The sequence below is a fragment of the Nitratidesulfovibrio sp. HK-II genome (assembly GCF_003402415.2).
In the GTDB taxonomy this organism is placed as follows: domain Bacteria; phylum Desulfobacterota; class Desulfovibrionia; order Desulfovibrionales; family Desulfovibrionaceae; genus Cupidesulfovibrio.
On sequence record NZ_AP036014.1, the window covers coordinates 993,758 to 1,014,848 of the forward strand.

Sequence of the window (21,091 nt, forward strand, 5' to 3'; positions counted from 1 at the left end):
GGATGCCCGCCGTGGTTCCCTGACCGGGTTATGCCAGATGCGCGGGAAAACGGAAACAGCGGCGCGGGGCATTCGCGCGGTGGACCCGCGCGGGCGTAAGGACGTGCGGTGGCGGGGACGGGGTGCTTCCCGCCTAGGGGGCCGCGCCCGGCGTGAAGCCGGAAAGACCCTTGGTCACGTCGGTGGTGCGCAATTCCGATGCGGCCATGCGCCCGTACAGCGACTGCGGGTCGCGCCGGGCCAGGTCTTCCAGTGTGGACTTCCAGGCGTCCATGTTGCCCATCTTGCGTTGCAGCCGCGCGGTGCGAAAGCGCATGGCCGGGTAGCCGGGGTCGGAATCGGGCACGTACTTGGCGTACTGCTCGGCCCAGTCCAGCGATTCGCGCAGGCGGCCCGCCGCCTCGGTGATGTCCATGAGCGAGATCAGGCAGTCCTTGATGCGCGCCGCGTCGGCCTTGTCCGGGTTGGCCTGGGCCACGGCCAGGAAGTCGGTGAGCGATTCGCGCGTCAGCAGGTAGGCGTTTTGCAGTTCGCGCTTGCGCTCGGCGTCGCGCGACAGAAAGAAGTTGACGTAGGCGCGCTGCTCCGGGGGCACGTCCTTCTGCTCGCGCAGCTTCTGCCACAGGGGCACGGCCAGGTCGGGATGCTCCTGGTTCTCGTGGGCCAGGGCCAGCGCATAGTCGGTCTGGCGCTGCACCTGCGGCGACAGGGTCCACCCGGCCACGCTCTGGGTCAGGTCCACGATGTGCTGCCAGCTCTGGTTTTCCAGGTACACCGAAAGGGCCAGCGACAGGGCGGTTTCACCGTGGCGCGCGTCCTTGGGGCCCTTCAGGAAGCCGTCCAGGATATCCAGCGCGCGCTGGGGCTGTCCCTCGCGCGAGTAGCTGAGGCCAAGGGCCACGCGGGTGTCGGCGGACAGGGCCTTTTCGTTCTCCTGCAACAGCGGATACTGCTCCCACATCTGCAGGATGCGCCCGTAGTTGCCGTCGCCAACGGATTCGGCGGCCGTCTGGGTGAAGCTTTGCAGGGCCACGTCGCGCACCTTGGGCAGCAGTTCGTGGCCGGGGTGGGCCTGCACGAATTCCGCGGAGGTGGCCATGGCCTCGGGGAACTGGCGGTTCCACAGATACCACATGGCCAGCTTCAGCCGCGCCAGCGGCACCAGCGCGCTCTGCGGGTGCCCGGCGATGATGGTGGTGTAGGCCTGCACCGGGCGCGTGTTGTCCGGCCGCTGGAACACCGAGACCATCTCGGCGATGTTCGGGGCGTCGTGGATGCCTTCCTCGGCCAGGCGCATCAGCGAGATGAGGCCGCCGTCCCTGTCCGGGAAGCGGCGCACCGCTTCCTCGTAAATTTCGCGGGCGGCTTCGGTCTGCTTCTGCTTGGCCAGCACGTCGCCGATGCGGGCGAGGGCGGTGTCGGTCTCCTCGCCGTCGGGAATGAGGTTGTAGTACAGCCAGTAGTTGGCGCGGGCATCGTCCAGCTTGCCCACCTGGTAGGCCACGTCGCCGGCGATGGTCAGCAGCTGCGGATATTCCAGGTAGAAGCGCCCCCAACGCTTGTCCACGAAGTCGAGGATCGATTCCGCCTGCGGGTAGTAGCCCATCTTGTGCAGGGTGCGGGCCAGGCTGACCGAGCCTTCGCGCACGTACTTGCTTTCCGGAAATTCCTGCACGATGGACTGGAACTTGTCGGCCGCGCGCTGGTAGTTGCCGCGTTTGTAGGCTTCTTCACCGGCGTAGTAGAGTGCCAGCGGCACGTTTTCATCGTGCGGATACTGGCGGCGCAGCAGGTTGAAGTAGCCTTCCGCCTCTTGCGAATTGCCGATGCGCATGTTCACGAGGCCAAGGCGCAGCAGGGCCTGCGGCACCCGGTGCGACTTCAGGTTGTAGTTCATGGCCTCGCTGGTGACGGCCACGACCTTGTCGTAGACGGACAGGGGGTTGTCCTTGCCCTGCGCGTAGAGCACGTCGCCGATGAGGTACAGCACCTCCTCGCGCATGTCCCTGGGCGTGTCGTGCAGGCCCTTCAGGGTTTCCAGCAGTTCCAGCGCCTTGGGGTATTCGCCGTTGACCATGGCGGTCTTGGCCTGTTCCAGCAGTTCGGCCGGAACCGGCGGCGGGGGCACCGGGTTGCCTTTCTCGTCCACGTACACCACCTGCGTGGCGTTGGTTGCATTGGTGGCGTTGGCGGAGTGGCCGCCGTTCTTGCCCATGTCTTCCGCCTGCTTGGCCTGCGGCGATGTGGCGTCCCCGGTGGGGGGCTTGGCGGGCTGGCCGTCCGGCTGGGCGGGCGGCGTGGGGCCTTCGGGGCGCGGGGCGGCGGACTTGCGCGCCTCGCCCTGGTCGCTGCCCTGCGGCGGCTGACCGGTTTGCGCGGGGGCTGGCTGCGCCGGAGCCTGGGCCACTGCCTGGGGCGCGGCCGGTTGCGCCGGTTGTGCCGGTTGGGCCGGGGGCTGGGCGGGTTGCGTGGTGGCGGCGGGTCCGGCTTCACCGCGCGAGGGCACGGGAGCGGGGGGCGTGGTGGTGGCCGAGGCCGCGGCCTCTTCGGGCCAGTCGCCCGGGCCGCCAGCGTTGATGCGCGCTCGCACGGCATAGGGCACGGCAAAGAAGCTGCGCTGCTGCTCGGGCTGCTGCGCGGCCGCCTGGGGCGCGACTTGCCCCGGCGCTTGCGTGGCCGCTGCCGGGGGCTGGGCCGGTGCTGACGCGCCGGTCTGGCCGCCGTTCTGGCCACCGATCTGGCCGGTCACCTGCGCGGGGGGCGCGGTGGCCGGTCCGGAAGAAAGCTTGCCGGTGACGCTGCCCGATGGCGCGTCCTGAGCCGGGGTCTGGACTGGGGGCTGCCCGGCTGCCTGGGGCGCGGCCGTGGCCTGCTGGGGGGCCGGGACGTCCGGCACGGCGGGCAGCGGCGCGTCGGCCTGGGGGCCGGTGGCGTCGGTGAGAGCGCGCTCGAGAACGCGCGGCGGCCGGGCTCCGTTCTTCGCCGGAGTGCTGGCGGGTCCGGGCTGCTGTACGGCAGGGGGCGTCGCGGCGGCCTGCTGCGGGGTTGGTTGGGCGCTGGCCGGGGGAGTTTCGGGCCGTTGCGCATCGGTCTGCTGAGGCGCGGGCTGCGCGCCGGGCTGCGCGGCATCGGCGGGGGCCCAGCGCTCGCCCATGGGGTCGCGGAAGATGTCCACCACCACCCGATCAGGCGCGGGCCGGGTGACCACGTAGCCGAAGCCGGGCGTGCGGGTGTCGATGCGCAGGCCGCCGGGCTGCGGGGCGATTTCGCCCACCAGCGCGGCACGGGCCGGGTCCGCGCCGCCCATGCGGGCCGGGGCCGCGCCCACGGCGCGCGAGGTCAGCGACAGGGACTGCCGCCCGGTGCGGGCCACGTCCACATCGCCGGGCCGGTCCAGGGTGATGGTTATCCGCTCGCGGTCGGGCAGGCCGCTCCACTGCCACGAGGCCGCGTGCGCGGCCGTGGCGGGCGGCCCGGCAAGGGCCGCGATGAGGAGCAGCCGGGCAAGACCGGCGGCGGAAGGTCGTTTCACGCGGAAATCCTGTGCATGTGCGCGTACATGGGCATGCAGCGGGGCTGGCATGCCGCCCGGCGCTCCGGCGGGAAAAAACCGACGCGGGCAACCTGCCATAGCAAAAATCGTGCAGCGGCGGATACCTGCGCGCATCCCGTCCTGCCCCGCCGGGCATGCGCCGAGGGCTGTCCGGCATAGCGCGCCGCGATCACGAATCCGCCCGCTTCTTCTTCAGCTTCTCGATGAGCGTGGTGCGCTTGATGCCCAGGATTTCCGCGGCCTGGTTCTTCACGCCCTCGGCCATGGAAAGCGCCTCGTCCAGCAGGCGTTCCTCCACGGTGTCCAGGAAATCCTTGAGGTTCATGCCCTTGTCGCGCAGGTCGGAGATGGTGGGCCAGTTGAACCCGGCAAGCGCCCCCATTGCCGCCCCGACGGCGGAGGGCAGCGGGTCGGGCGGGCTCGGCTCCGGCAGCGAGACGATGTCGCCCACTTCGTCCAGTATCTTGCGGGGCAGGTCGGCGGGGGGCACCACGTCGTCGTCGGCGAGGATGCTGAGCCGCTCCATGAAGTTTTCCAGTTCGCGCACGTTGCCCGGCCACGAGTAGGCGGCCAGCACCTTGCGGGTGTCCGGGGCAAGGGTGAGGCAGCGGCGGCCCTTGCGGTCGCAGAAGCGGCGCATGAAATGTTCGGCCAGCACCAGGATGTCGCCGCCGCGTTCGCGCAGGGCGGGCAGGTGCAGGGGAATGACGTTGAGGCGGTAGTACAGGTCTTCGCGGAAGCGCCCGGCGGCCACCTCTCGCTCCAGGTCGCGGTTGGTGGCGGCCACGATGCGCACGTCCACCTTCTTCACCCCCGCGCCGCCCACGCGTTCGATTTCCTTTTCCTGCAGCACGCGCAGTATCTTGACCTGCAACGTCAGGTCCATCTCGCCGATTTCGTCGAGGAAGATGGTGCCGCCGTCGGCCAGCTCGAATCGGCCGGGCCGCGAACGGATGGCATGGGTGAAGGCGCCCTTCTCGTGGCCGAAGAGCTCCGATTCCAGCAGTTCCTTGGGGATGGCCCCGCAGTTGATGGGCACGAAGGGCATGGCCCGGCGCTGGCTGTTGGAATGCAGCGCGCGCACCAAAAGCTCCTTGCCGGTGCCCGATTCGCCCGTGACCAGCACGGTGCTGTCGGTGGGGGCCACCTTGGCGAGAATGCGAAAGACGTCCCTGAGCGATGTGCTTTGGCCGATGATGCCGCTGGTGTCGAGATCCATTCCCTCTCCCGGAAGGCTCGCTGAATGTGTCCCGCTCCCCCCGCGCCACCCCGATGCGCCCCAGGCCCGCACGGTCCCGCTCCACCCGTGTGGCCGCGCGACCCGATGGGGCTGGCGGTTCTGGCGTGCGCGCCCCGATGCGCGGGCGGCATGGCGCGTCTGGCTTCATCAGTGTCAATTCGCTGACGCGAAGTCAAGTATAGGTGCGAAAAAAGCGGATTCCGCCAGCAGGGGGAGGCGAATGCCGCCCCGTAGCCACCCCGTAGCCGCCATGGTGACGCAGGTCGGCGTGGACCCGTGCGGCCGCGCACGGGTCTGACCATTGGGTGGCGGCGTGGCGGGAGCAAGGGGGAGACGCCCGCGCTGACGTCAGCCACGGTGCATGGGCGCGCGAAAGTATCCGGCAGGTGCGTACCTTGCCCGCGCCGCCGTGCGGTCGTATGTTCCCGTTTTGCCGTCGACAACTGCATCCGTACCGCCAACGTCCATATCGCCAACGTCCATATCGCCAACGTCCGTAGCCGACGTTCGGGGGCCGCCGCGCCCCGTCGGGGAGCTTTCCGTGCTCGACATCCTTTCCGCCCTTGTTCCCGTGTTCGGCATCATCGTGCTGGGCATGTGCGTGGAACGGCTGGGCAGTCTGCCCAAGGGCACCCCAGCCGCCCTGAACCAATTCGTGTTCCGGGTGTCGCTGCCCGCGCTGCTGTTTTACGCCGTGGCCCGCAAGACCCCGGGGGAACTGGCCCACGGGGGCTTTGCCGCAGGCACCGTGGCGGGCATGCTGCTGGCCTTTGCCCTGGGCTACCTGCTGTGCTCGCGCGGGGGCAGGCGCAACGGGCCGGACATCGCCGTGCTGGCCCAGGCGGCCAGTTTTCCCAACAGCGCCTTCCTGGGGTTGCCCATCGTGGCGGCCCTGCTGCCCGGCAACGACGACGCGGTGCTGGCCGGGGGCATTGTTTCCGTGCTGTGCCTTGCCGTGTTGCTGGTGACCATGGCCCGGCTGGAGGCCATCCGCAGCGGCGGGGAGCTGTCGTGGCTGGTGCTGCGCCAGGTGTCCTCGGCTCTCGGGCGCAACCCCATCCTGCTGGCCACGCTGGCGGGCGTGGCGGTGAGCCTTTCCGGCCTGGGGCTGGCCCGGCCCGTGGCCGCCATGGCCTCCATGCTGGGGGCCACGGCCTCGCCGTGCGCGCTGTTCGGCATCGGCATGGTGCTGGCTGCACAGTTGACCGCCGAAGGCGCGGGCTGCCCGCCCGAGAGGGGTGGGGGGAGCGGGGATGGCAGCGGCGAGTGCGCCCCCCAGGCGCTTTCGCCGCTGGCCCGGCAGGTGGTGGTGAACGCGGTGAAGCTGTTCGGCCATCCCGCCCTGACCTGGCTGTGCCTGTGGGCGTTCGGGGTGCGTGGGCACTGGCTGGGCATGGGCGTGCTGTTCGCGGCCATGCCCACGGCGGCGGTGGCCTACGTGGTGGCGGAAAGCTACGGCGCGGGCGCGCGCGACACCTCCCGGGCCATCGTGGTGAGCACCATGCTTTCCGCGCTGACCCTGTTCGGCACGGTGGTGCTGTTGCGGCATCTGGAAATTCTGTAGCGGCGGCCCGCAAGGCACGGCGCAAAAAGAAGCGCGCCGCGCACCCCGATCGGGTGCGCGGCGCGCATGTTGCCTTGGCTCTGCCCGGCGCGGGCGCCGGTGGATTGCGGGGCGATGCCCCTCGGTTGCGGTGGTCTCCTGCCTTTCCTCTTTTCCTTCCTTTGCATGTAAGCACGGTCCGCCTGTCGGGCAAGGGGGCCGGAAGCTAGACGAAGCGGTCGACGAGTATCCCCGTCATCTCGTCCCGGGCGCGCACCACGGCGGCGTTGGCCTCGAAGGCGCGCTGGTCGGTGATCATGTTCACCGTCTCGCGGGCAAGGTCCGTGTTGCTGCCCTCGATGAGACCCGGCTCCACGGACACGGAACCGTCCTCGTTCTCGATGCGGCGCAGGTCCTGCCGCAGGGGGCCCGGCGTGCTGCTTTCGCGGATTTCCGCCACCTGCACGCCCTGATCCTGCGGGCCGGACTGCAGGCGCACGTCCGACGCGCGGAATTCGTCCGTGTTCATGTTCGCCACGTTGTTGGCCGTGACGGCCATGGACGTTCCGAAGGCGTCGAGCGCGCTCAGCGAGGTTCCGAATCCGTCGATCATGGCGTGTCTCCCGCATGGGCGCGCGACGGCATGGGCGCGCGACGGCATGGGCGCGCGACGGCATGGGCGCGCGGTCGCGGTCTGCCCCACATTCCCCCTGAAAAAGATGATAAGGCCTATGGCGTCGCCTGTCACGGGGGGAGGGAGGGCAGGGGAGGGGAAGGCGTTGCGCGGCCGCCTAGCCCTTGCGCACCTCGCGCTCGATGCTGGCGAAGGCGTTGTGGCAGTGGATGGACTCGAAGCTTTCCACCTCCACCCGGAACCAGGCCACGTGCGGATGGCCTTCCAGGCGCTGGGCCGCCGCGCGCACCACGTCTTCCACAAACGTCGGATGGGCGAAGGCGTCCTCGGTGACGAACTTTTCGTCCTCGCGCTTGAGCAGGGTATACACCGGCGACGAGCCCGCCGCCTCGGCCAGGTCGATGAACTCTTCCATCCAGCTGAACCCGGTCATGCGGATGGCCATGCGCACCACGGCGCGCTGGCTGTGCGCCCCTTCGTCGCTGATGGCCTTGGAACAGGGGCACACGGTCATCACCGGCACTTCCAGTTCCAGCAGGAACGAGGGCTTGCCGTCGCCCAGCTCGCCCGTCAGGCGGCATTCGTACCACACCAGGCCCGAACTGCCCGTGGAGGGCGCGCCCTTGCGCACGAAGTAGGGAAAGCGGAACAGCGCATACGCCTTGCGGGCTTGCAGCCGCGCCTTCACGTCTTCGAGCAGGCGTTTCATGGAGTTGTAGTCCAGGTCCTCGGACCAGTTCTCCAGCGCTTCGACGAAGCGACTCATGTGGGTGCCCTTGAATTCGGCGGGCAGATCCACGCCGATATCCACGGTGGCCACGGTATGCTGGCTGCCCTGGGCGCGGTCGCGGACCACCAGGGGCAGCTTCAGGTTCTTCACGCCCACGCGGTCGATGGGCATGGCCACCTGCGCCGGGCTGTTCTGTACGTCTTCCATGTGATGCCTGAAAAATCCTTAGGTGAGGTCTTGTCCGGTCGTGGTAAGCGAAAGCTTGCCGTGCTTCACGCCCTTGGTGGAGATGAGCCGCTGCGACAGCGCGCGCACGTCCGCGCCGGGGCCCTTCAGCACCAGCACTTCAAGGCAGTTGTGGTGGTCCAGGTGCACGTGCAGCGAGGTGATGATGATGCCGTGGTGGTCGTGCTGGATTTCGGTCAGCCGCTGGGCCAGATCGCTCTTGTGATGGTCGTACACGAGGGTCAGGGTGCCCGCGATTTCTCGGTCCGTGTCTTCCCATTCCTGCTGGACCAGGGTGTTGCGGATCAGGTCGCGGATGGCTTCCGACCGGGTCTGGTAGCAGCGGTCGTCGCACAGGGCATCGAACTTTTCGAGCAGGTCGGAATCGAGGGAGACGCCGAAGCGGATGGTGCGGCCCATAACGGCTCCTGTGGTTGCGGTGGCGGTGTCCTGCGGTGAACGGGCGCTCTGGAGGCGGGGATATCCGAAAAATGTCTTTCAGAGGGCACCCTCTAGGTGTGCGGGGGGCGCATCTCCCAGAGATATACGGTGACACGTTCGGCCTGGCGGTACAGCGCGTCCACCTGCATGGTGCGGGCGCAGCGCGTGGTCCAGCCACGGGCCTCCAGGGTTTCCCGGAAGGTAGCGTACACGTTTCTGCCCGGTTCCGCCACCCAGACCACCCCGCCGCGTGCCACGGAATAGTCCAGAAAATCGCTGACGGGTGTCACGAATCGCCGCTCGTACATGATGTCGCCCGCCCAGACCATGTCCAGCGAACGGGCGGCCACGGCGGGCACGCGCCAGTCCATCACCGTCCACAGGGGCTGCGCCACGCCGTTGCGCGCGGCGTTCAGCCGGGCGAAGCGCAGGGCCGCTTCCTCGTAGTCCATGCCGATGACCCGCGCTCCCAGCCACTGCCCGATGATGGCCGTAAGCCCCAGCCCGCAGCCCAGGTCCAGGCAGCGGCGGCCTTGCAGCGCGGCGCGGTTTTCGGCCAGCCATTCCGCCAGGCCAAGGCTTGCGGGCCACAGCTCGGTCCAGTAGGGCAGCCGCTCGTCGTCCACGAAGGCGGCGCGGGCGGCGTCCGCCGTGCCCCCGCTGCCCGCCACGGGGTTGGGGGCGTCGCAGGCGGCCAGTTCCTCCCACAGCGATTCAAGGTCCGCGTGGCGCTCCAACGTCCAGGCGCGGCCGCAGGCATGCACTTCGACCACGGGCGCGTAGGCGTCGGGGCGGCAGGGGGCGGCGGATGCCGCGTCGGACGGAGGAGATGGCGGGGCTGACATGGCTGTTCCTGAAGGGATGGTTGGCTGGCCGGGTGCATAGCAGGGACGCACATCTCCGTCCAGCGTCGGTATGGAGCGCGGAGGGGCGTGATGCCGCGTCAGGCTGCGCCGTCCCCTTCCGTCGTGTGCCAAAGAGTACATTCCGGTCGCGGTCGGTATGGAGCGCGGAAGGGCGTGATGCCGCGTCAGGCTGCGCCGTCCCCTTCCGTCGTGTACCAAAGAGTACACTCCGGTCGCGGCCAGCGTGCCTTCCTTGCCTGACGCCCCTCCGCGCTCCATACCGTCAGTGCGCGGGCGTGGGGTGGGCGGGAGCCGGTCAGATGAGAACGCAAGGGCATTGTCGCGTCTCTTCCGAGCCGCTCGTTGACCGGCGCGGGCCGTGGCCCTATGTTGCGGACGCACACCACAACCCCGCGCGGACGCGCGGACGGGAGCCACATGCACGATGCCCCGCTGGCGGGCCTGCACCGCCTTGTCTGGACGGCCCTGATGGCCGCGCTCATCGCCGTGGGGGCCATGGTCATGCTGCCCGTGGGGCCGGTGCCGGTGACCTTGCAGACCCTGTTCGTGGCCCTGGCCGGGCTGGTGCTTGGCCCTGCGCGTGGGGCCGGGGCCATGCTGCTGTACGTACTGGCCGGGGTGATGGGGTTGCCGGTGTTTTCCGGCGGCAAGGCCGGGTTCGCCCACTTGCTGGGACCCACCGGGGGCTATCTGTTCGGGTTCGCCTGCATGGCCTGCATCGCCGGGTTCGGCGGATTGCACGGGCGGGACGCGCGTCCCGGCCTGCCGCATGTCGCGCTGGCCCTGTGCTGCTGCCTTGCCGGTCTGGCCGTGGCCTATCTGGCGGGCGCGGCCCGGCTGATGCAAGTGCTGGACATCGACGTGGCGCGCGCCGTGGCCGTGGGCGTCCTGCCCTTTCTGCCTGGCGACGTTGTGAAGGTCGTGCTGGCCGTGGCCGCCTGGCGGTTCCTGGCCGCGCGGAGGCTGCTGCCCCGATGATCGTCGCCAGAGGATTGCGCTACACCCATCCCGGCACCCCGGCCGGGGCAAAGCCCGCGCTGGCCGGGGCGGAATTTTCCGTGCCTCCCGGCGCGTTGCTGTGCCTGTGTGGGGTCAACGGCAGCGGCAAGTCCACCCTGTTGCAACTGCTGGCCGGACTGCTGCGGGCGGAAGGCGGCACGCTGGACGTGGCCGGGCGCCATTGCCCCGGCGCGGAGGCCGCCCTGCGCCGCCATGCCGCGCTGGTGTTGCAGGATGCCGACATGCAGATGCTGGGGGCCACGGTGGCGGAAGATTTGCTGCTTACCGCGCCGCCCGCGCACACCGCCGAAGGCGCGGCCGCCCTTGCCGCCGCGCGCGATGCGGCGGGCAGGTTCGGGCTGCTCGCGCACTGGGACAGTCCGGTGCATACCCTGTCCTACGGCCAGAAGCGCAAGCTGTGCCTTGCCGCCGCGCTGCTTGCCGCGCCGGGTCTGCTCTTGCTGGACGAGCCGTTCAGCGGGCTGGACCACCCGGCCGCGCTGGAACTGCGCGACATCCTGGCCCGCAACCGGGCCGCAGGGCTGACCCAGGTGGTCTCGGTGCACGAGCTTGAGCCGGTGGTGGACATGGCCGACCTGATGCTGGTGCTGGACGGGGGACGGCAGGCGCTGTTCGGCCCGCCTGCCGACGTGCTGGACCGGGTGCGCGCCCATGGCATCCGCCCGCCCTGCTCGTGGGCGGCGCGGCGCGAGATCGTTCCCTACGAATGAAGGTGCGGTCCCGCTTGCCGGGGCCTGGGCGCTGCATCAGACCCGCGCGGGCGTTTCCCGCGCGGTGTTGCGACATGCGTGGATATCTGCCCCGAACTCGCGGCCTTGCCGTCGTCGCCGGGAGGAGGCACTGCCCGGCGGCTAGCCGTGCTCGTGCTCGTGGGCGTCGCCGCCGTCGTGGGCATGCCCCAGGTCGTGGCTGTGCGCCTCGTGGGTGTGGACGTGCTCGTGTTCGTGCCCGTCGTGCCCGTGATCATGCCCTGCGGCACCGTGCCCGTGCTCGTGTCCGTGGGCATGGGTATGGACGTGGCGGTGCTCGTGGGCGTGGGTAGTGCCGTCGGCATGGGTGTGCTCGTGCACGTGGGCATGCTCGTGGACGTGCTCATGGTCGTGGCGATGTTCGCCGCCCTTGCCGTGGGCATGCGCGTGGCGGTGTTCGCGCGGTTCGCTGCCGGTGCCGCAATTGCAGGTCTTGCACATGGTGCGCCTCCTCTGAACGGGGTTGGGCTGGCTGTGGATGTGCCCGACGCGCTGGGGGCGGGCTGGGCCAGGCCGGGAAAGGACCTGGGCATGCATCCGGCGGAGCGGGATTGATCCCTTTCTGGCGGATGTTGCTGTGTGTACTGTCATGCCTGTTTGCCGTCGCGTCAAGATGCCGCCCTGCGGGCGCGGCAACGGCGGGGCGGCGGCTGCGGGGTATGCCGGGCCGCACCGCGCCGGGCACGGTAGTTCCACTCCTACCGGCGGCGGCCGGTGCCCAGCGCCACGCCCACCATGACCACGGCGGCGGCCAGCATCTGGGTGGCGTTCAGGGTTTCGCCCAGCCACAGCCAGCCGAACCCCACGGCGGCCACGGGCACCAGGTTGATGAACGCGCCCACGCTGCTGGCGGGCAAATGGCTGGTGGCCCAGTTGAACAGGCCGAACGCGCCCAGCGACGAACCCGCACCCAGATAGAGCACGGCCAGCACGACGTCGGCGGGCCACTGGCCCATGCCGGTGAGCGTGGCGTACGCGCCCGGCGCGAAGAACAGCGCCCCGGCCACGGTCTGCAACGCCGTGAGAGTCCACGGGTTCCAGCGGAAGGAACCGTGCCCACCGTGTGCGGACAGCCTGCGCACCAGCACCATGTTGCCCGCCGCGCAGGCCATGGCCAGCAGTTCCAGCAGGTTGCCCAGAAGCGGATCGGGCGCGGATTCGGTGCCCGCGCCGCCCGACAGGGTGAGCCAGGCCACCCCCGCGCACGAGAAGACCACGCCCACCCACAGCCGGGGCGAGGGCCGCTCGCCCAGGAAAAGCCACGCGCCCGCGCCCACCAGCAGCGGCACCGAGGCGGAAATGACCCCGGCCTGCGACGCCGTGGTAAGCTGCATGGCGTTGGATTCGCACAGGAAGTACAGGCAGGGCTGCAACAGCACCGTGGGCAGGAGCAGCAACCTGTGCCGCCGGGGCACGCCGCTCCAGAAGCCGCGCCGCTCCATCGCGCCGGACGGGGCCACGGCCACGGTGCGGGACGGGAACAGCCGGGCGGTGAACGGCGCCAGCAGCGCCATGGCCACCATCATGCGCGCCCACATCAGCGGCATGGGGCCAAGGGCCTGCACGGCCACCTTCATGGCCGGAAAGGACAGGCCCCACAGGATTACCGCGCCCAGGGCCGCCAGCGCGGGCAGCAGCAGGGACGTGCGGGCTGGGGCATTGCAGGAACGGTTCGCGGTGTCGACGTGGGTGATGTCGTCGTCGGTGATGTCGGCGGCATCGGGCACACAGGGGGCGGAATCGGACATGAAAGGCGTCTCCATGGTTATGGTGTGCGCCGGGTGTACCGTGTTGCGGCGCGGCCCGTCTTGCACGGAGTTTTTGCAGGAAATTGCGGTGGGGTACGGGAAGGCGAATGGGATGGGGGGGGCGCGCGCGGCGGTGCGGAGTCTGGCCTTCCGTCCGCGTGGGCGGCGGCGCGGCGCGCGTCAGCGCGACAGGTACTGCCCCGGCGTGGCCCCCACGTAGCGGCGGAAGGTGTTGGCGAAGTGGCTCTGGTCCACGAAGCCGGTTTCCTGCGCGGCGTCGGCCATGGTCCAGCCCCGGCGCAGCAGCAGCTTGGCGCGGTCCACGCGCAACTGGGTGTGGTAGGCGTGCGGGGTCATGCCCGTGGCGTCGCGGAACACCCGCAGCATGTGGAACCGGCTGAGGCCCGTGGCCTCGGCCAGGTCTTCCAGCGAGACCTTGTGCGCCAGCCGTTCGGCAAGGTAGCCGCGCACCCGGCGCACGGCGGCGTTGCCGTCGCGGGTGGTGACGGTTTCCGGCCGCACCCCGCCGTGGCGGGCCAGCACCAGCGAGTAGGCCCCCACCATGGCCGACTGGCGGGCCAGCAGTTCCGCGCCGTCGGCCACCAGGTCGCTGAGGCGCAGAAAGGCGCGCAGCACGTCGGCGTCGGGCACGATGAGCCTGCGGAAGTCGGGCGGGCCCGCGTCGCGTCCGCCCAGTTCCACGGCCACGCGGTGCAGCCAGTGCGGGGCTGCGTAGAACATGCGGTAGGTGGCGGGCACGCCGCGTTCCGGTTCGCCGCTGTGCACCTCGCCGGGGTTGAACAGGCATATCTGCCCGCCCACCACCACCGAACTGCGCCGGGAGCGGCCATGGCAGTAGCTGGCCCCATCCTCCATCAGGCCCACGGCGTACTGGTCGTGGGTGTGCTTGGGGAAGGTGTGCGCGCTGTGGAGCACCCGGTTGGTTTCCAGGCCGTCCAGGTCGTCGCTACGCCAGTAGCGCACGTTTTCGAGGGGTTGTCGCATGCCGAGGTCCGTGGTCGTGCGGGGTTGTCGTGGGGCCGGTGGGCGTTTCGGGCTGCCCTTGGCAACCGGGAAAGGTGAAAGTCGTGCCTGTAGGTGGAATCTGCCCGGTTTCGCCAGTGGGGTATTGCAGGAAATTGCGGTTGGGGTGGCGTGGGGTGGGGGTGGCTTGTTTAGCGCGGACACGCTGCGGGCGGAATCCGCCTTTTGGGGTCGGGCTGCGTTGGCGCGCGATTTTCGCTGCTCACGTACGCCAGTACGCTCCGCGCGAAAATCGCGCGCCGCCTTGCCCGGCCACCAAAAATCGTAATTCCTTGCATCGCGTCCGCACCAGCCCCCCGCGCCGGAAAGACCGGCGCGGGATAGAAGGAAGAAAGGCAACCATGCGGAAGCTTCGGAAACAGAGGGTGAGTTGCGCTAGGGAACGGGAACTTCCCAACAGTGTACCCGCGCTCACGCAAGCCTGTTCTGGAGGGTCGCGCCGCATTTCTTTTAGGGGCCATTTTCTAAGTTAGGGTTTTCGTTCGTTGGCGAAGTTTGACCGCGTTGCGCACGATGCCCGTAAAGCTCGCAAGCTCGCTTAACGGGCACGCTTCGCGCCCTCCGGGTCGGACGCCAACGGGCGAAAGGACAATTTAGAAATGGCCCCTTACCGGTACGCCTTCTCGAAGATCGCAATCACCGCATCCTCGCGCAGGTCCACCGGGGTAACGGCGAACAGGCCGCCCATGGTTTCGCGGGCGTTGCGGGCAAGGGCGGGTATCTCCTCGCGCGTCACCCCGTAGTCGGACATCTTCAGGCCATCCAGCCCCACGGCGGCGATGAGCTTGCGCAGCGCCGTGACAAAGGCCAACCCCTGTTCGCGCAGTTCCATGCCCTCGATGTCCTCGCCCATGGTCACGGCCAGGTCGGCGCAGCGCTTGGGCTGGAAACGGGCCATCACCTCGAAGTAGGGCAGGGACAGCATCACCAGCCCCGCCCCGTGCGGCAGGGCCGGGTGGTGGGCCGACAGGGCGTGTTCCAGCGAGTGGTGCGAGATGCACGACGACAGGGACTCGCACAGCCCCGCCGCCGTGGACGCCCACGCCAGCATGGTGCGCACCTGCACCGAACTGCCGTCTTGCACGGCCTGCGGCAGGAACTGGGAAATCAGGCTGACCGCCTCCAGCGCCAGCAGGTCGCTGGAGGGCTGGCGCGCCGTGGAAAGATACGCCTCCGCCGCGTGGAAGAAGGCGTCCATGCCGGTCATGGCCGTCACCGCCGGGGGCACGCTGACCATCAGCATGGGGTCCACGATGGACAGCGCGGGGTAGGTGGAATCGTCGCCCCAGCCAATCTTTTCGTTGGTCTCCTCGCGGGTGATCACCGTCCACGGGTCGGCCTCGGTGCCGGTGCCCGCCGTGGTGGGAATGGCCACCACCGGCAGGGCCGGGCGTTCCGGCCGCTTGCGCCCGCCGGTGCCGCTCTGGATGTAGTCCCAGTATGAACCGGGGTTGGCGGCGGCCAGGGCGATGGACTTGGCGGAATCTATGGTGCTGCCCCCGCCAAGGCCCAGCACGAAGTCGCAGCCCTCGGCACGGACCAGGGCCGCACCCTCGTCCACATGGGCCAGCACGGGGTTGGGCTGGATTTTTTCAAAGACCACCGTGGCGCAGCCGTTCTGCGCAAGCAGGGCCAGCACCTTGTCCAGATGCCCGGTGCGGCGCATGGAGCCGCCCGCGCTGACGACGACCAGCGCCTTGCGGCCCGGCAGGCGGGTGCGCCCAAGCTCGGCCAGCCTGCCCGCGCCGAAAATGATGCGGGTGGGCATGTGGAAGGTGAAGTCGAGCATGGCGGTCTCCTTGGGCTGTGCGCGGTGGGCGCGGTGGTGGGACGTCCTGACGTTGGTCTGATATCAGCCAGATGCCTATCGGACACCGGGCGGCCTGCGGCCAGGGCGCTGGCACGGCAAGGCGAGGGGCCGAAAAACGCCCGCGCGCCGGTTCCTTGTCGGTCCCGCAGGTATCCTTTCGGAGACGGGGACGACCGGCGCGCGGGATGGATGCGTCGTCGCGGCGCAGGCTACTTTTCCAGAAACGCCGTGTACGCAAGGCGCGTGGCGTACAGGTCGGCCACGCTGGACAGCTCGAACGGGCTGTGCATGGACAGCACGGCCGGGCCGAAGTCGATGATGTCCATGCCGTAGGCGGCCAGGTACATGGCCACGGTGCCGCCGCCCCCGCCGTCCACGCGGCCCAGTTCCGCCATCTGCCACGGAATCTTGCGGCCGTTCAGCACGCCGCGCAGCCAGCCCACGTATTCCGGGTGGGCGTCGTTGGCCTCGTACTTGCCCCGGTGCCCGGTGAACTTGCAGAAGCACGGGCCGTGGCCGATGATGGCGGCGTTGAGCTTTTCGTGCAGTTCCTGCCAGTCGGGGTCGATGGCGGCGTGCACGTCGGCGGACAGGGCGCGGGTGGCCAGCATCACGTCGCTGAAGCGGGCGGCGGGCTGCCACGCGGCGATGAGGTCTTCGATGCAGTATTCGAAGAAGCGCGACTTGGCCCCGGTGGAGCCTTCCGAGCCGATCTCCTCCTTGTCCCAGAACAGCACGCACTGCGGCTGCTGCGGGTTTTCCGCCGCCAGCAGGGCCTCCAGCGCGGCGAATACGCAGATGCGGTCGTCCTGCCCGTAGCCGCCCACCAGCGAGCCGTCCAGGCCCACGTAGCGGGCGGGACCGGCGGGCACGGCCTGCAGTTCGGCGGAGTACAGGTCTTCCTCGCGGATGCCGTACTTTTCGTGCAGCAGGGCCAGCATGCGCGCCTTGATCGGGTCCTTGGGGGCGTCCTTCTTGGCGGAGGCGTCGTTGCCGTTGGCGGCTTCGGGCGCGGAGGCTGCTGCATCGGCAGCGGCAGCATCGGCGGCTTCTTCGGTCGCGGGCTTCGGCATGGGCCGGTGCCCCAGCACGATGTTCAGCTTCTCGCCCTCGAAGGCATCGGCGATGGTCTGCCCGGCCTGCTTCTGGGCCAGATGGGGCAGCAGGTCGGCGATGGTGAACACCGGTTCCGCCGGGTCCTCGCCCAGGGTGATGCGCACCGATTCGCCGTTCTCCTTCACCACCACGCCATGCAGGGCCAGCGGGCGGGCCAGCCACTGGTACTTGCGGATGCCGCCGTAATAGTGGGTCTTGGCCTGGCCGATGCCCGCCTGCTCTTGCAACGGGCGCTGCTTCAGGTCCAGGCGGGGGGTGTCCGCATGCGCTCCGATGAGCCGCATGCCCTGCGACAGCGGGGCGCGACCCTTGCGGGCGATGAACACGGTCTTGCCCTTGAACACCCGGTAGACCTTGTCGTGGGCGAAGTTTTCGGTGTAGCCCGCCGCGCGCAACCGCGCGACCACGTAGTCCACGGTTTCGCGCTCGGTCTTGCAGCGGGACAGGAAGTCCACGTAGCGGTCGGCCAGTTCGCGCATGGCGGCCTGGTGTTCGTCGCTGGCGTATGCTTCCCAGCAACTGGTGGTTTCGAAGTCCAGTTTGTCCATTGGGGGTCCTTTCGGGGAAATGCCCGTATGCGGTGCGGCGCGGGGCCGCGAAGGTTTGCGGGTGGAGCGTTGTGTTGCGCAACGCGGCGAAGGACTAGGTAATATCTCTTGCGGCGGGGGGCAACAGTGGGGTGGCCTGTCGGCGGGGGTGAATGGGGTATGGGAGCGGGAGCAGAGGGGGAAGGAAGGGATATGTCGTACGCGGTTGCACCCGGCTTCTACGGAGACAGTCGCGCTCTGTTGACCACGCCTGATTTCGTTATGCCTCCGGCGGGCAGGGGGTGTTGTAACGAACACCCCCTGCCCCCCCGCGTTCCAGGGGGGCTTCGCCTCAGCTCTGCTATCTTCATCCGTAAGACTCGCGCTTTGCGCTCGCCTAACGGCTGAAGTCCTGGACCCCCAACGTATCCCGCACCGCATTCTTCGCCGGTCAGCTTCCCTTCGGCGCAAGCGCCTTCGGGTGATCTGCCCGGCGGAACGCGCATGTGCATGGGACTCTCGGCGGCATGGCTAAGGTCGGGTGCCTTTACCCATGCCCTCGTTGCGACGCATGTGCCGCCGTTAAAGCCCGGCGTCACACGCTTCTACGCACGCCACTTTTCCTTTGGACCCAGCCCCACGATTAAAACATCTCCCATCCACGATGGCGGAAGTCACAACTTCACGGGGTGCGCCGCAGATGCCGTGCAGGCTTTTGCGTTCCCACCATCCTTAACCCCATATCCGCGCACGTCCCTCGCGCGTCAAGCAACCGCCACTATGGCGGAGGCAACCTGCATGCGGCGATACGCGTCCGCAGCCGAAAATCGCCGCCGGAGGCTTTGCGACGGCGGAAGCTCCGGCGTTGCGGATGCGCGCCGCCGTGCCCGTGGGGCCGGGGCACCCATGTGGGGGGGCAATGGAAACGTAATGTGCGTAGAAGCGTGTGACGCCGGGCTTTGACGGCGGCACATGCGTCGCGGCGAGCGCCGGGGGACCAGGGGGCGGAGCCCCCGGAGCGCGGGGATGCAAGGGGCCATCGCTTAATGGCCCCTTGCCCGCCGGAGGCATAACGAAATCGGGCGTGGTCAACAGGGCTGACGTGCCTTCGTAGAAGCCGTGTCCCACAGGACTATCCGCTATTCGGCCCCGTCGGAGGCATAACGAAATCGAGCGTGTTCAAAAGGGCTGTCGTGCCTTCGTAGAAGCCGTGCCCACTAGGGCTGGACTCTCTTAGCCCAGCGCAGCCCCCCTTACACCTCCGCCCCTTCCTCCCGCCTCGACCTCAGCAACCCCTCGAAATACTCCACCGTCTTTCGTAACCCCTCTTCCATGCTCACCCTGGGCTCCCAGCCCAGCTTTTCCTTTGCCTGCGTGATGTCCGGGCGGCGGCGGCGCGGGTCGTCCTGGGGCAGCGGGCGAAAGTCGATGGTGGAGCGCGAGTTGACGAACTCGATGATGATCTCGGCCAGGTTCAGGATGGTGCGTTCCTCGGGGTTGCCGAGGTTCACCGGCAGATGGATCTCGTCCGGGGCGTGCATCAGCGCGGTCAGGCCGTCCACCATGTCGTCCACGTAGCAGAACGAGCGGGTCTGGCTGCCGTCGCCGTAGATGGTGATGGGCTTGTCCTGCAGGGCCTGCAGGATGAAGTTGCTGACCACCCGGCCGTCGTTGGGGTGCATGCGCGGGCCGAAGGTGTTGAAGATGCGCGCGATGCGGATGGGCACCCCGTGCTGGCGGTGGTAGTCGCTGAACAGGGTTTCGGCGCAGCGCTTGCCTTCGTCGTAGCATGAGCGCGGGCCGATGGGGTTCACCCGGCCCCAGTAGTCTTCGGTCTGGGGGTGGGTTTCCGGGTCGCCGTAGACCTCGCTGGTGGACGCCTGCAGGATGCGCGCCTTCACCCGCTTGGCCAGCCCCAGCATGTTGATGGAGCCGTGCACGCAGGTCTTGGTCGTCTGCACCGGGTCGAACTGGTAGTGGATGGGCGACGCCGGGCAGGCCAGGTTGTAGATTTCGTCCACTTCCACGTAGAGCGGAAAGGTGATGTCGTGGCGCAGCAGCTCGAAGCGCGGGTGGTCCTGCATTTCCTGCACGTGGTCGCGCGAGCCGGTGAAGAAGTTGTCCACGCACAGCACTTCCGCGCCACGGTCCAGCAGGCGGCGGCACAGGTGCGAGCCGATGAACCCCGCGCCCCCGGTGACTAGGATGCGCTTGCGGGCCAGTTCCTTGAATTCTCCGTTTTGCATGGCGACTCCTGTGTCGGCGGGATGGGCGCAGGTTGTCGTGGGTTGGGCCGCGCTAGCCGCGCCTGGTGCGCGACGCGCGTTTGCCGGGCCGCGCCGCATCCGATGCGCCCGGCAAGCCAAGGGCCTGCGCCAGCGCGGCGGCCACGAGGGGGAATTCCGTATCGTCCAGGGTGCGCGGGTCCAGCCGGAAGGTGTCGTCCTCCAGTCGGCCGACCAGTGGCGGATTGGTGTCCAGCAGCCGTTCCTTCAGCGTGGTGGCGGAACAGCCCGCCGGGGCAACGCTGACCAGCGTGGTGGGCAGGTCGCGCTCCGGAAAGGAGCCGCCCCCCACCCGCGACACGCCGGGGGCAAGGCCGATGGCGGCCGCATCGCCCAGCGCGGCACGCAGCCGCGCTGCCAGCTTGCGCGCCCGCCGGGCCAGTTCATCGGCCGGGGCGGTCATCATGCGCAGGGTGGGCACCTTGCGGCGGGCCAGTTCCGGGTCCAGGTACAGGCGCAGGGTGGCTTCCAGCGCGGCCAGGGTCATCTTGTCGATGCGCAGGGCGCGGTTGAGCGGGTTGCGCTTGATGCGCGCGATGATCTCGCGCCGCCCCACGATAAGCCCGGCCTGCGGGCCGCCCAGCACCTTGTCGCCCGAAAAGCTGACCACGTCGGCCCCGTCGGCCACTACCTCGCGCACCGTGGGTTCGCCGGGCAGGCCCCAGGGGGTGAAATCCAGAAAGCTGCCGCTGCCAAGGTCTTCGATCACCGGCAGGTTGCGCGCCCGGCCCAGCGCCACCAGTTCCGCCAGCGGGACTTCCTTGTGGAAGCCGGTGATGCGGTAGTTGGAGGTATGCACCTTCAGCAGGGCCACGGTGTGCTCGTTGATGGCGTTCTCGTAGTCGCGCAGGTGGGTGCGGTTCGTGGCGCCCACTTCGCGCAGCACAGCGCCGCTTTTCTCCATGACCTCGGGGATGCGGAAGCTGCCGCCGATCTCCACCAGTTGCCCGCGCGAAACCACCACCTCGCCGCCCTTGCACAGGGTGTCCAGCACCAGCAGCACGGCGGCGGCGTTGTTGTTGACCACAAGGCCCGCCTCTGCCCCGGTGACCTTGCACAGCAGTTCTTCCACGTGGGAATAGCGGCTGCCGCGTTCGCCGGTGGCCAGGTCGAATTCCAGGTTGGAGTAGTGGGCGCAGGCCTCCGCCACGGCGGCGGTGGCTTCTTCCGCCAGCAGGGAGCGGCCGAGGTTGGTGTGGATGACCACGCCCGTGGCGTTGAGCACGCGGCGGAAATGGGGGCGCGCGGCGCGGAGGATGTGGGCGGTAAGGGCGGGCAGCAACGCCTGCGTGGAAAGGGCGTTGGCGTCGGTGATGTCTCCGGCCCGGATGGCCTCGCGGCAGCGGTCGAGAAAGGCGTTGATCAGGTCGCGCAACAGCGGGCGCGGCAGCGCGGCCAGGTCGGCCTGGTAGGGCCGTGCGGTCTGTTCGGATGCGGCGGGCGTTCCTGGCCCGGCCTGTTCCGGGTGTGCCAGGGCGGTGAGCAGGACGTCCATGGAGGGCAGGGACCGGAACAGGTTCGACACGAGGGGCTCCTTGCTGGCGGTACGGCGGATGCGGG

Annotated in this window: 16 protein-coding genes; 3 read left to right on the forward strand and 13 right to left on the reverse strand. The window is 69.1% G+C overall.

All coding sequences use genetic code 11. From position 1 onward, the window contains the following. Positions 1–133: 133 nt before the first annotated feature. Together RVX_RS04030 and RVX_RS04035 are read right to left on the reverse strand one after the other, a co-directional pair. Positions 134–3,532, reverse strand: a complete 3,399-nt coding sequence (locus RVX_RS04030) for a tetratricopeptide repeat protein (RefSeq protein WP_116304830.1) — start codon at positions 3,530–3,532, stop codon at positions 134–136. Positions 3,533–3,722: 190 nt separating this feature from the next. Further along, positions 3,723–4,772: a sigma-54 interaction domain-containing protein gene (locus tag RVX_RS04035; RefSeq protein ID WP_116304831.1), complete on the reverse strand. Its 1,050-nt coding sequence runs from the start codon at positions 4,770–4,772 to the stop codon at positions 3,723–3,725. 562 nt (positions 4,773–5,334) lie between these two features. Between RVX_RS04035 and RVX_RS04040 the strand changes: the two genes are divergently transcribed. Further along, positions 5,335–6,357 carry an AEC family transporter gene (locus RVX_RS04040; protein WP_116304832.1) on the forward strand — a complete coding sequence of 341 codons (1,023 nt, stop codon included), beginning with the start codon at positions 5,335–5,337 and terminating at the stop codon, positions 6,355–6,357. A gap of 205 nt (positions 6,358–6,562) precedes the next feature. Here RVX_RS04040 and RVX_RS04045 read toward each other — a convergent pair whose 3' ends face one another. The 4 genes from RVX_RS04045 to RVX_RS04060 all read right to left on the reverse strand — a co-directional run bounded on the left by RVX_RS04045 (position 6,563) and on the right by RVX_RS04060 (position 9,211). Beyond that, the gene (locus tag RVX_RS04045; RefSeq protein ID WP_116304833.1) at positions 6,563–6,949 is read right to left on the reverse strand and encodes a flagellar basal body rod protein FlgC; all 387 of its coding nucleotides are present in this window, start codon (positions 6,947–6,949) and stop codon (positions 6,563–6,565) included. Between the two features lie 178 nt (positions 6,950–7,127). Further along, entirely contained in the window at positions 7,128–7,907 is a 780-nt protein-coding gene (gene folE2 / locus RVX_RS04050) for a GTP cyclohydrolase FolE2 (RefSeq protein WP_116304834.1), read from the reverse strand. Positions 7,908–7,925: 18 nt separating this feature from the next. After that, on the reverse strand, positions 7,926–8,345 hold the full coding sequence (gene nikR / locus RVX_RS04055) for a nickel-responsive transcriptional regulator NikR (RefSeq protein WP_116304835.1): 420 nt from the start codon (positions 8,343–8,345) through the stop codon (positions 7,926–7,928). 92 nt (positions 8,346–8,437) lie between these two features. Further along, positions 8,438–9,211, reverse strand: coding sequence for a class I SAM-dependent methyltransferase (locus tag RVX_RS04060; protein ID WP_116304836.1), 774 nt, complete (start codon positions 9,209–9,211; stop codon positions 8,438–8,440). Between the two features lie 438 nt (positions 9,212–9,649). Between RVX_RS04060 and RVX_RS04065 the strand changes: the two genes are divergently transcribed. Both RVX_RS04065 and RVX_RS04070 read left to right on the forward strand, forming a co-directional pair. Beyond that, a complete protein-coding gene (locus RVX_RS04065) occupies positions 9,650–10,210 on the forward strand; it encodes a biotin transporter BioY (RefSeq protein ID WP_116304837.1) in 561 nt (186 codons plus the stop codon). Further along, positions 10,207–10,962, forward strand: coding sequence for an ATP-binding cassette domain-containing protein (locus tag RVX_RS04070; RefSeq protein ID WP_116304838.1), 756 nt, complete (start codon positions 10,207–10,209; stop codon positions 10,960–10,962). The genes RVX_RS04065 and RVX_RS04070 overlap by 4 nt, the downstream gene beginning before the upstream one ends. Before the next feature lie 141 nt (positions 10,963–11,103). On the opposite strand, the gene RVX_RS04075 is transcribed toward RVX_RS04070, so the two are convergent. From RVX_RS04075 to selA, 7 genes are all read right to left on the reverse strand, one after another. After that, positions 11,104–11,442, reverse strand: a complete 339-nt coding sequence (locus RVX_RS04075) for a hypothetical protein (protein WP_147307505.1) — start codon at positions 11,440–11,442, stop codon at positions 11,104–11,106. A gap of 257 nt (positions 11,443–11,699) precedes the next feature. Beyond that, the gene (locus RVX_RS04080) at positions 11,700–12,749 is read right to left on the reverse strand and encodes a DMT family transporter (protein WP_116304840.1); all 1,050 of its coding nucleotides are present in this window, start codon (positions 12,747–12,749) and stop codon (positions 11,700–11,702) included. A 180-nt stretch (positions 12,750–12,929) separates the two neighbouring features. After that, a complete protein-coding gene (locus RVX_RS04085) occupies positions 12,930–13,754 on the reverse strand; it encodes an AraC family transcriptional regulator (protein ID WP_116304841.1) in 825 nt (274 codons plus the stop codon). Between the two features lie 646 nt (positions 13,755–14,400). Next, positions 14,401–15,582, reverse strand: coding sequence for an iron-containing alcohol dehydrogenase (locus RVX_RS04090; RefSeq protein ID WP_116304842.1), 1,182 nt, complete (start codon positions 15,580–15,582; stop codon positions 14,401–14,403). Positions 15,583–15,812: 230 nt separating this feature from the next. Beyond that, positions 15,813–17,267, reverse strand: a complete 1,455-nt coding sequence (locus RVX_RS04095; protein WP_116304843.1) for an aminopeptidase — start codon at positions 17,265–17,267, stop codon at positions 15,813–15,815. Between the two features lie 1,232 nt (positions 17,268–18,499). After that, entirely contained in the window at positions 18,500–19,492 is a 993-nt protein-coding gene (locus tag RVX_RS04100; protein WP_116304844.1) for a UDP-glucuronic acid decarboxylase family protein, read from the reverse strand. A gap of 52 nt (positions 19,493–19,544) precedes the next feature. Then, a complete protein-coding gene (selA, locus tag RVX_RS04105) occupies positions 19,545–21,056 on the reverse strand; it encodes an L-seryl-tRNA(Sec) selenium transferase (RefSeq protein ID WP_116304845.1) in 1,512 nt (503 codons plus the stop codon). Positions 21,057–21,091: the final 35 nt, after the last annotated feature.

Excerpts from the sequence above, each read along its gene's own strand:
- RVX_RS04035 (WP_116304831.1), bottom strand. The coding sequence starts at position 4,772 with ATGGATCTCGACACCAGCGGCATCATCGGCCAAAGCACATCGCTCAGG.
- RVX_RS04045 (WP_116304833.1), bottom strand. The coding sequence starts at position 6,949 with ATGATCGACGGATTCGGAACCTCGCTGAGCGCGCTCGACGCCTTCGGA.
- folE2 (WP_116304834.1), bottom strand. The coding sequence starts at position 7,907 with ATGGAAGACGTACAGAACAGCCCGGCGCAGGTGGCCATGCCCATCGAC.
- nikR (WP_116304835.1), bottom strand. The coding sequence starts at position 8,345 with ATGGGCCGCACCATCCGCTTCGGCGTCTCCCTCGATTCCGACCTGCTC.
- RVX_RS04060 (WP_116304836.1), bottom strand. The coding sequence starts at position 9,211 with ATGTCAGCCCCGCCATCTCCTCCGTCCGACGCGGCATCCGCCGCCCCC.
- RVX_RS04065 (WP_116304837.1), top strand. The coding sequence starts at position 9,650 with ATGCACGATGCCCCGCTGGCGGGCCTGCACCGCCTTGTCTGGACGGCC.
- RVX_RS04070 (WP_116304838.1), top strand. The coding sequence starts at position 10,207 with ATGATCGTCGCCAGAGGATTGCGCTACACCCATCCCGGCACCCCGGCC.
- RVX_RS04075 (WP_147307505.1), bottom strand. The coding sequence starts at position 11,442 with ATGTGCAAGACCTGCAATTGCGGCACCGGCAGCGAACCGCGCGAACAC.
- RVX_RS04080 (WP_116304840.1), bottom strand. The coding sequence starts at position 12,749 with ATGTCCGATTCCGCCCCCTGTGTGCCCGATGCCGCCGACATCACCGAC.
- RVX_RS04085 (WP_116304841.1), bottom strand. The coding sequence starts at position 13,754 with ATGCGACAACCCCTCGAAAACGTGCGCTACTGGCGTAGCGACGACCTG.
- RVX_RS04090 (WP_116304842.1), bottom strand. The coding sequence starts at position 15,582 with ATGCTCGACTTCACCTTCCACATGCCCACCCGCATCATTTTCGGCGCG.
- RVX_RS04095 (WP_116304843.1), bottom strand. The coding sequence starts at position 17,267 with ATGGACAAACTGGACTTCGAAACCACCAGTTGCTGGGAAGCATACGCC.
- RVX_RS04100 (WP_116304844.1), bottom strand. The coding sequence starts at position 19,492 with ATGCAAAACGGAGAATTCAAGGAACTGGCCCGCAAGCGCATCCTAGTC.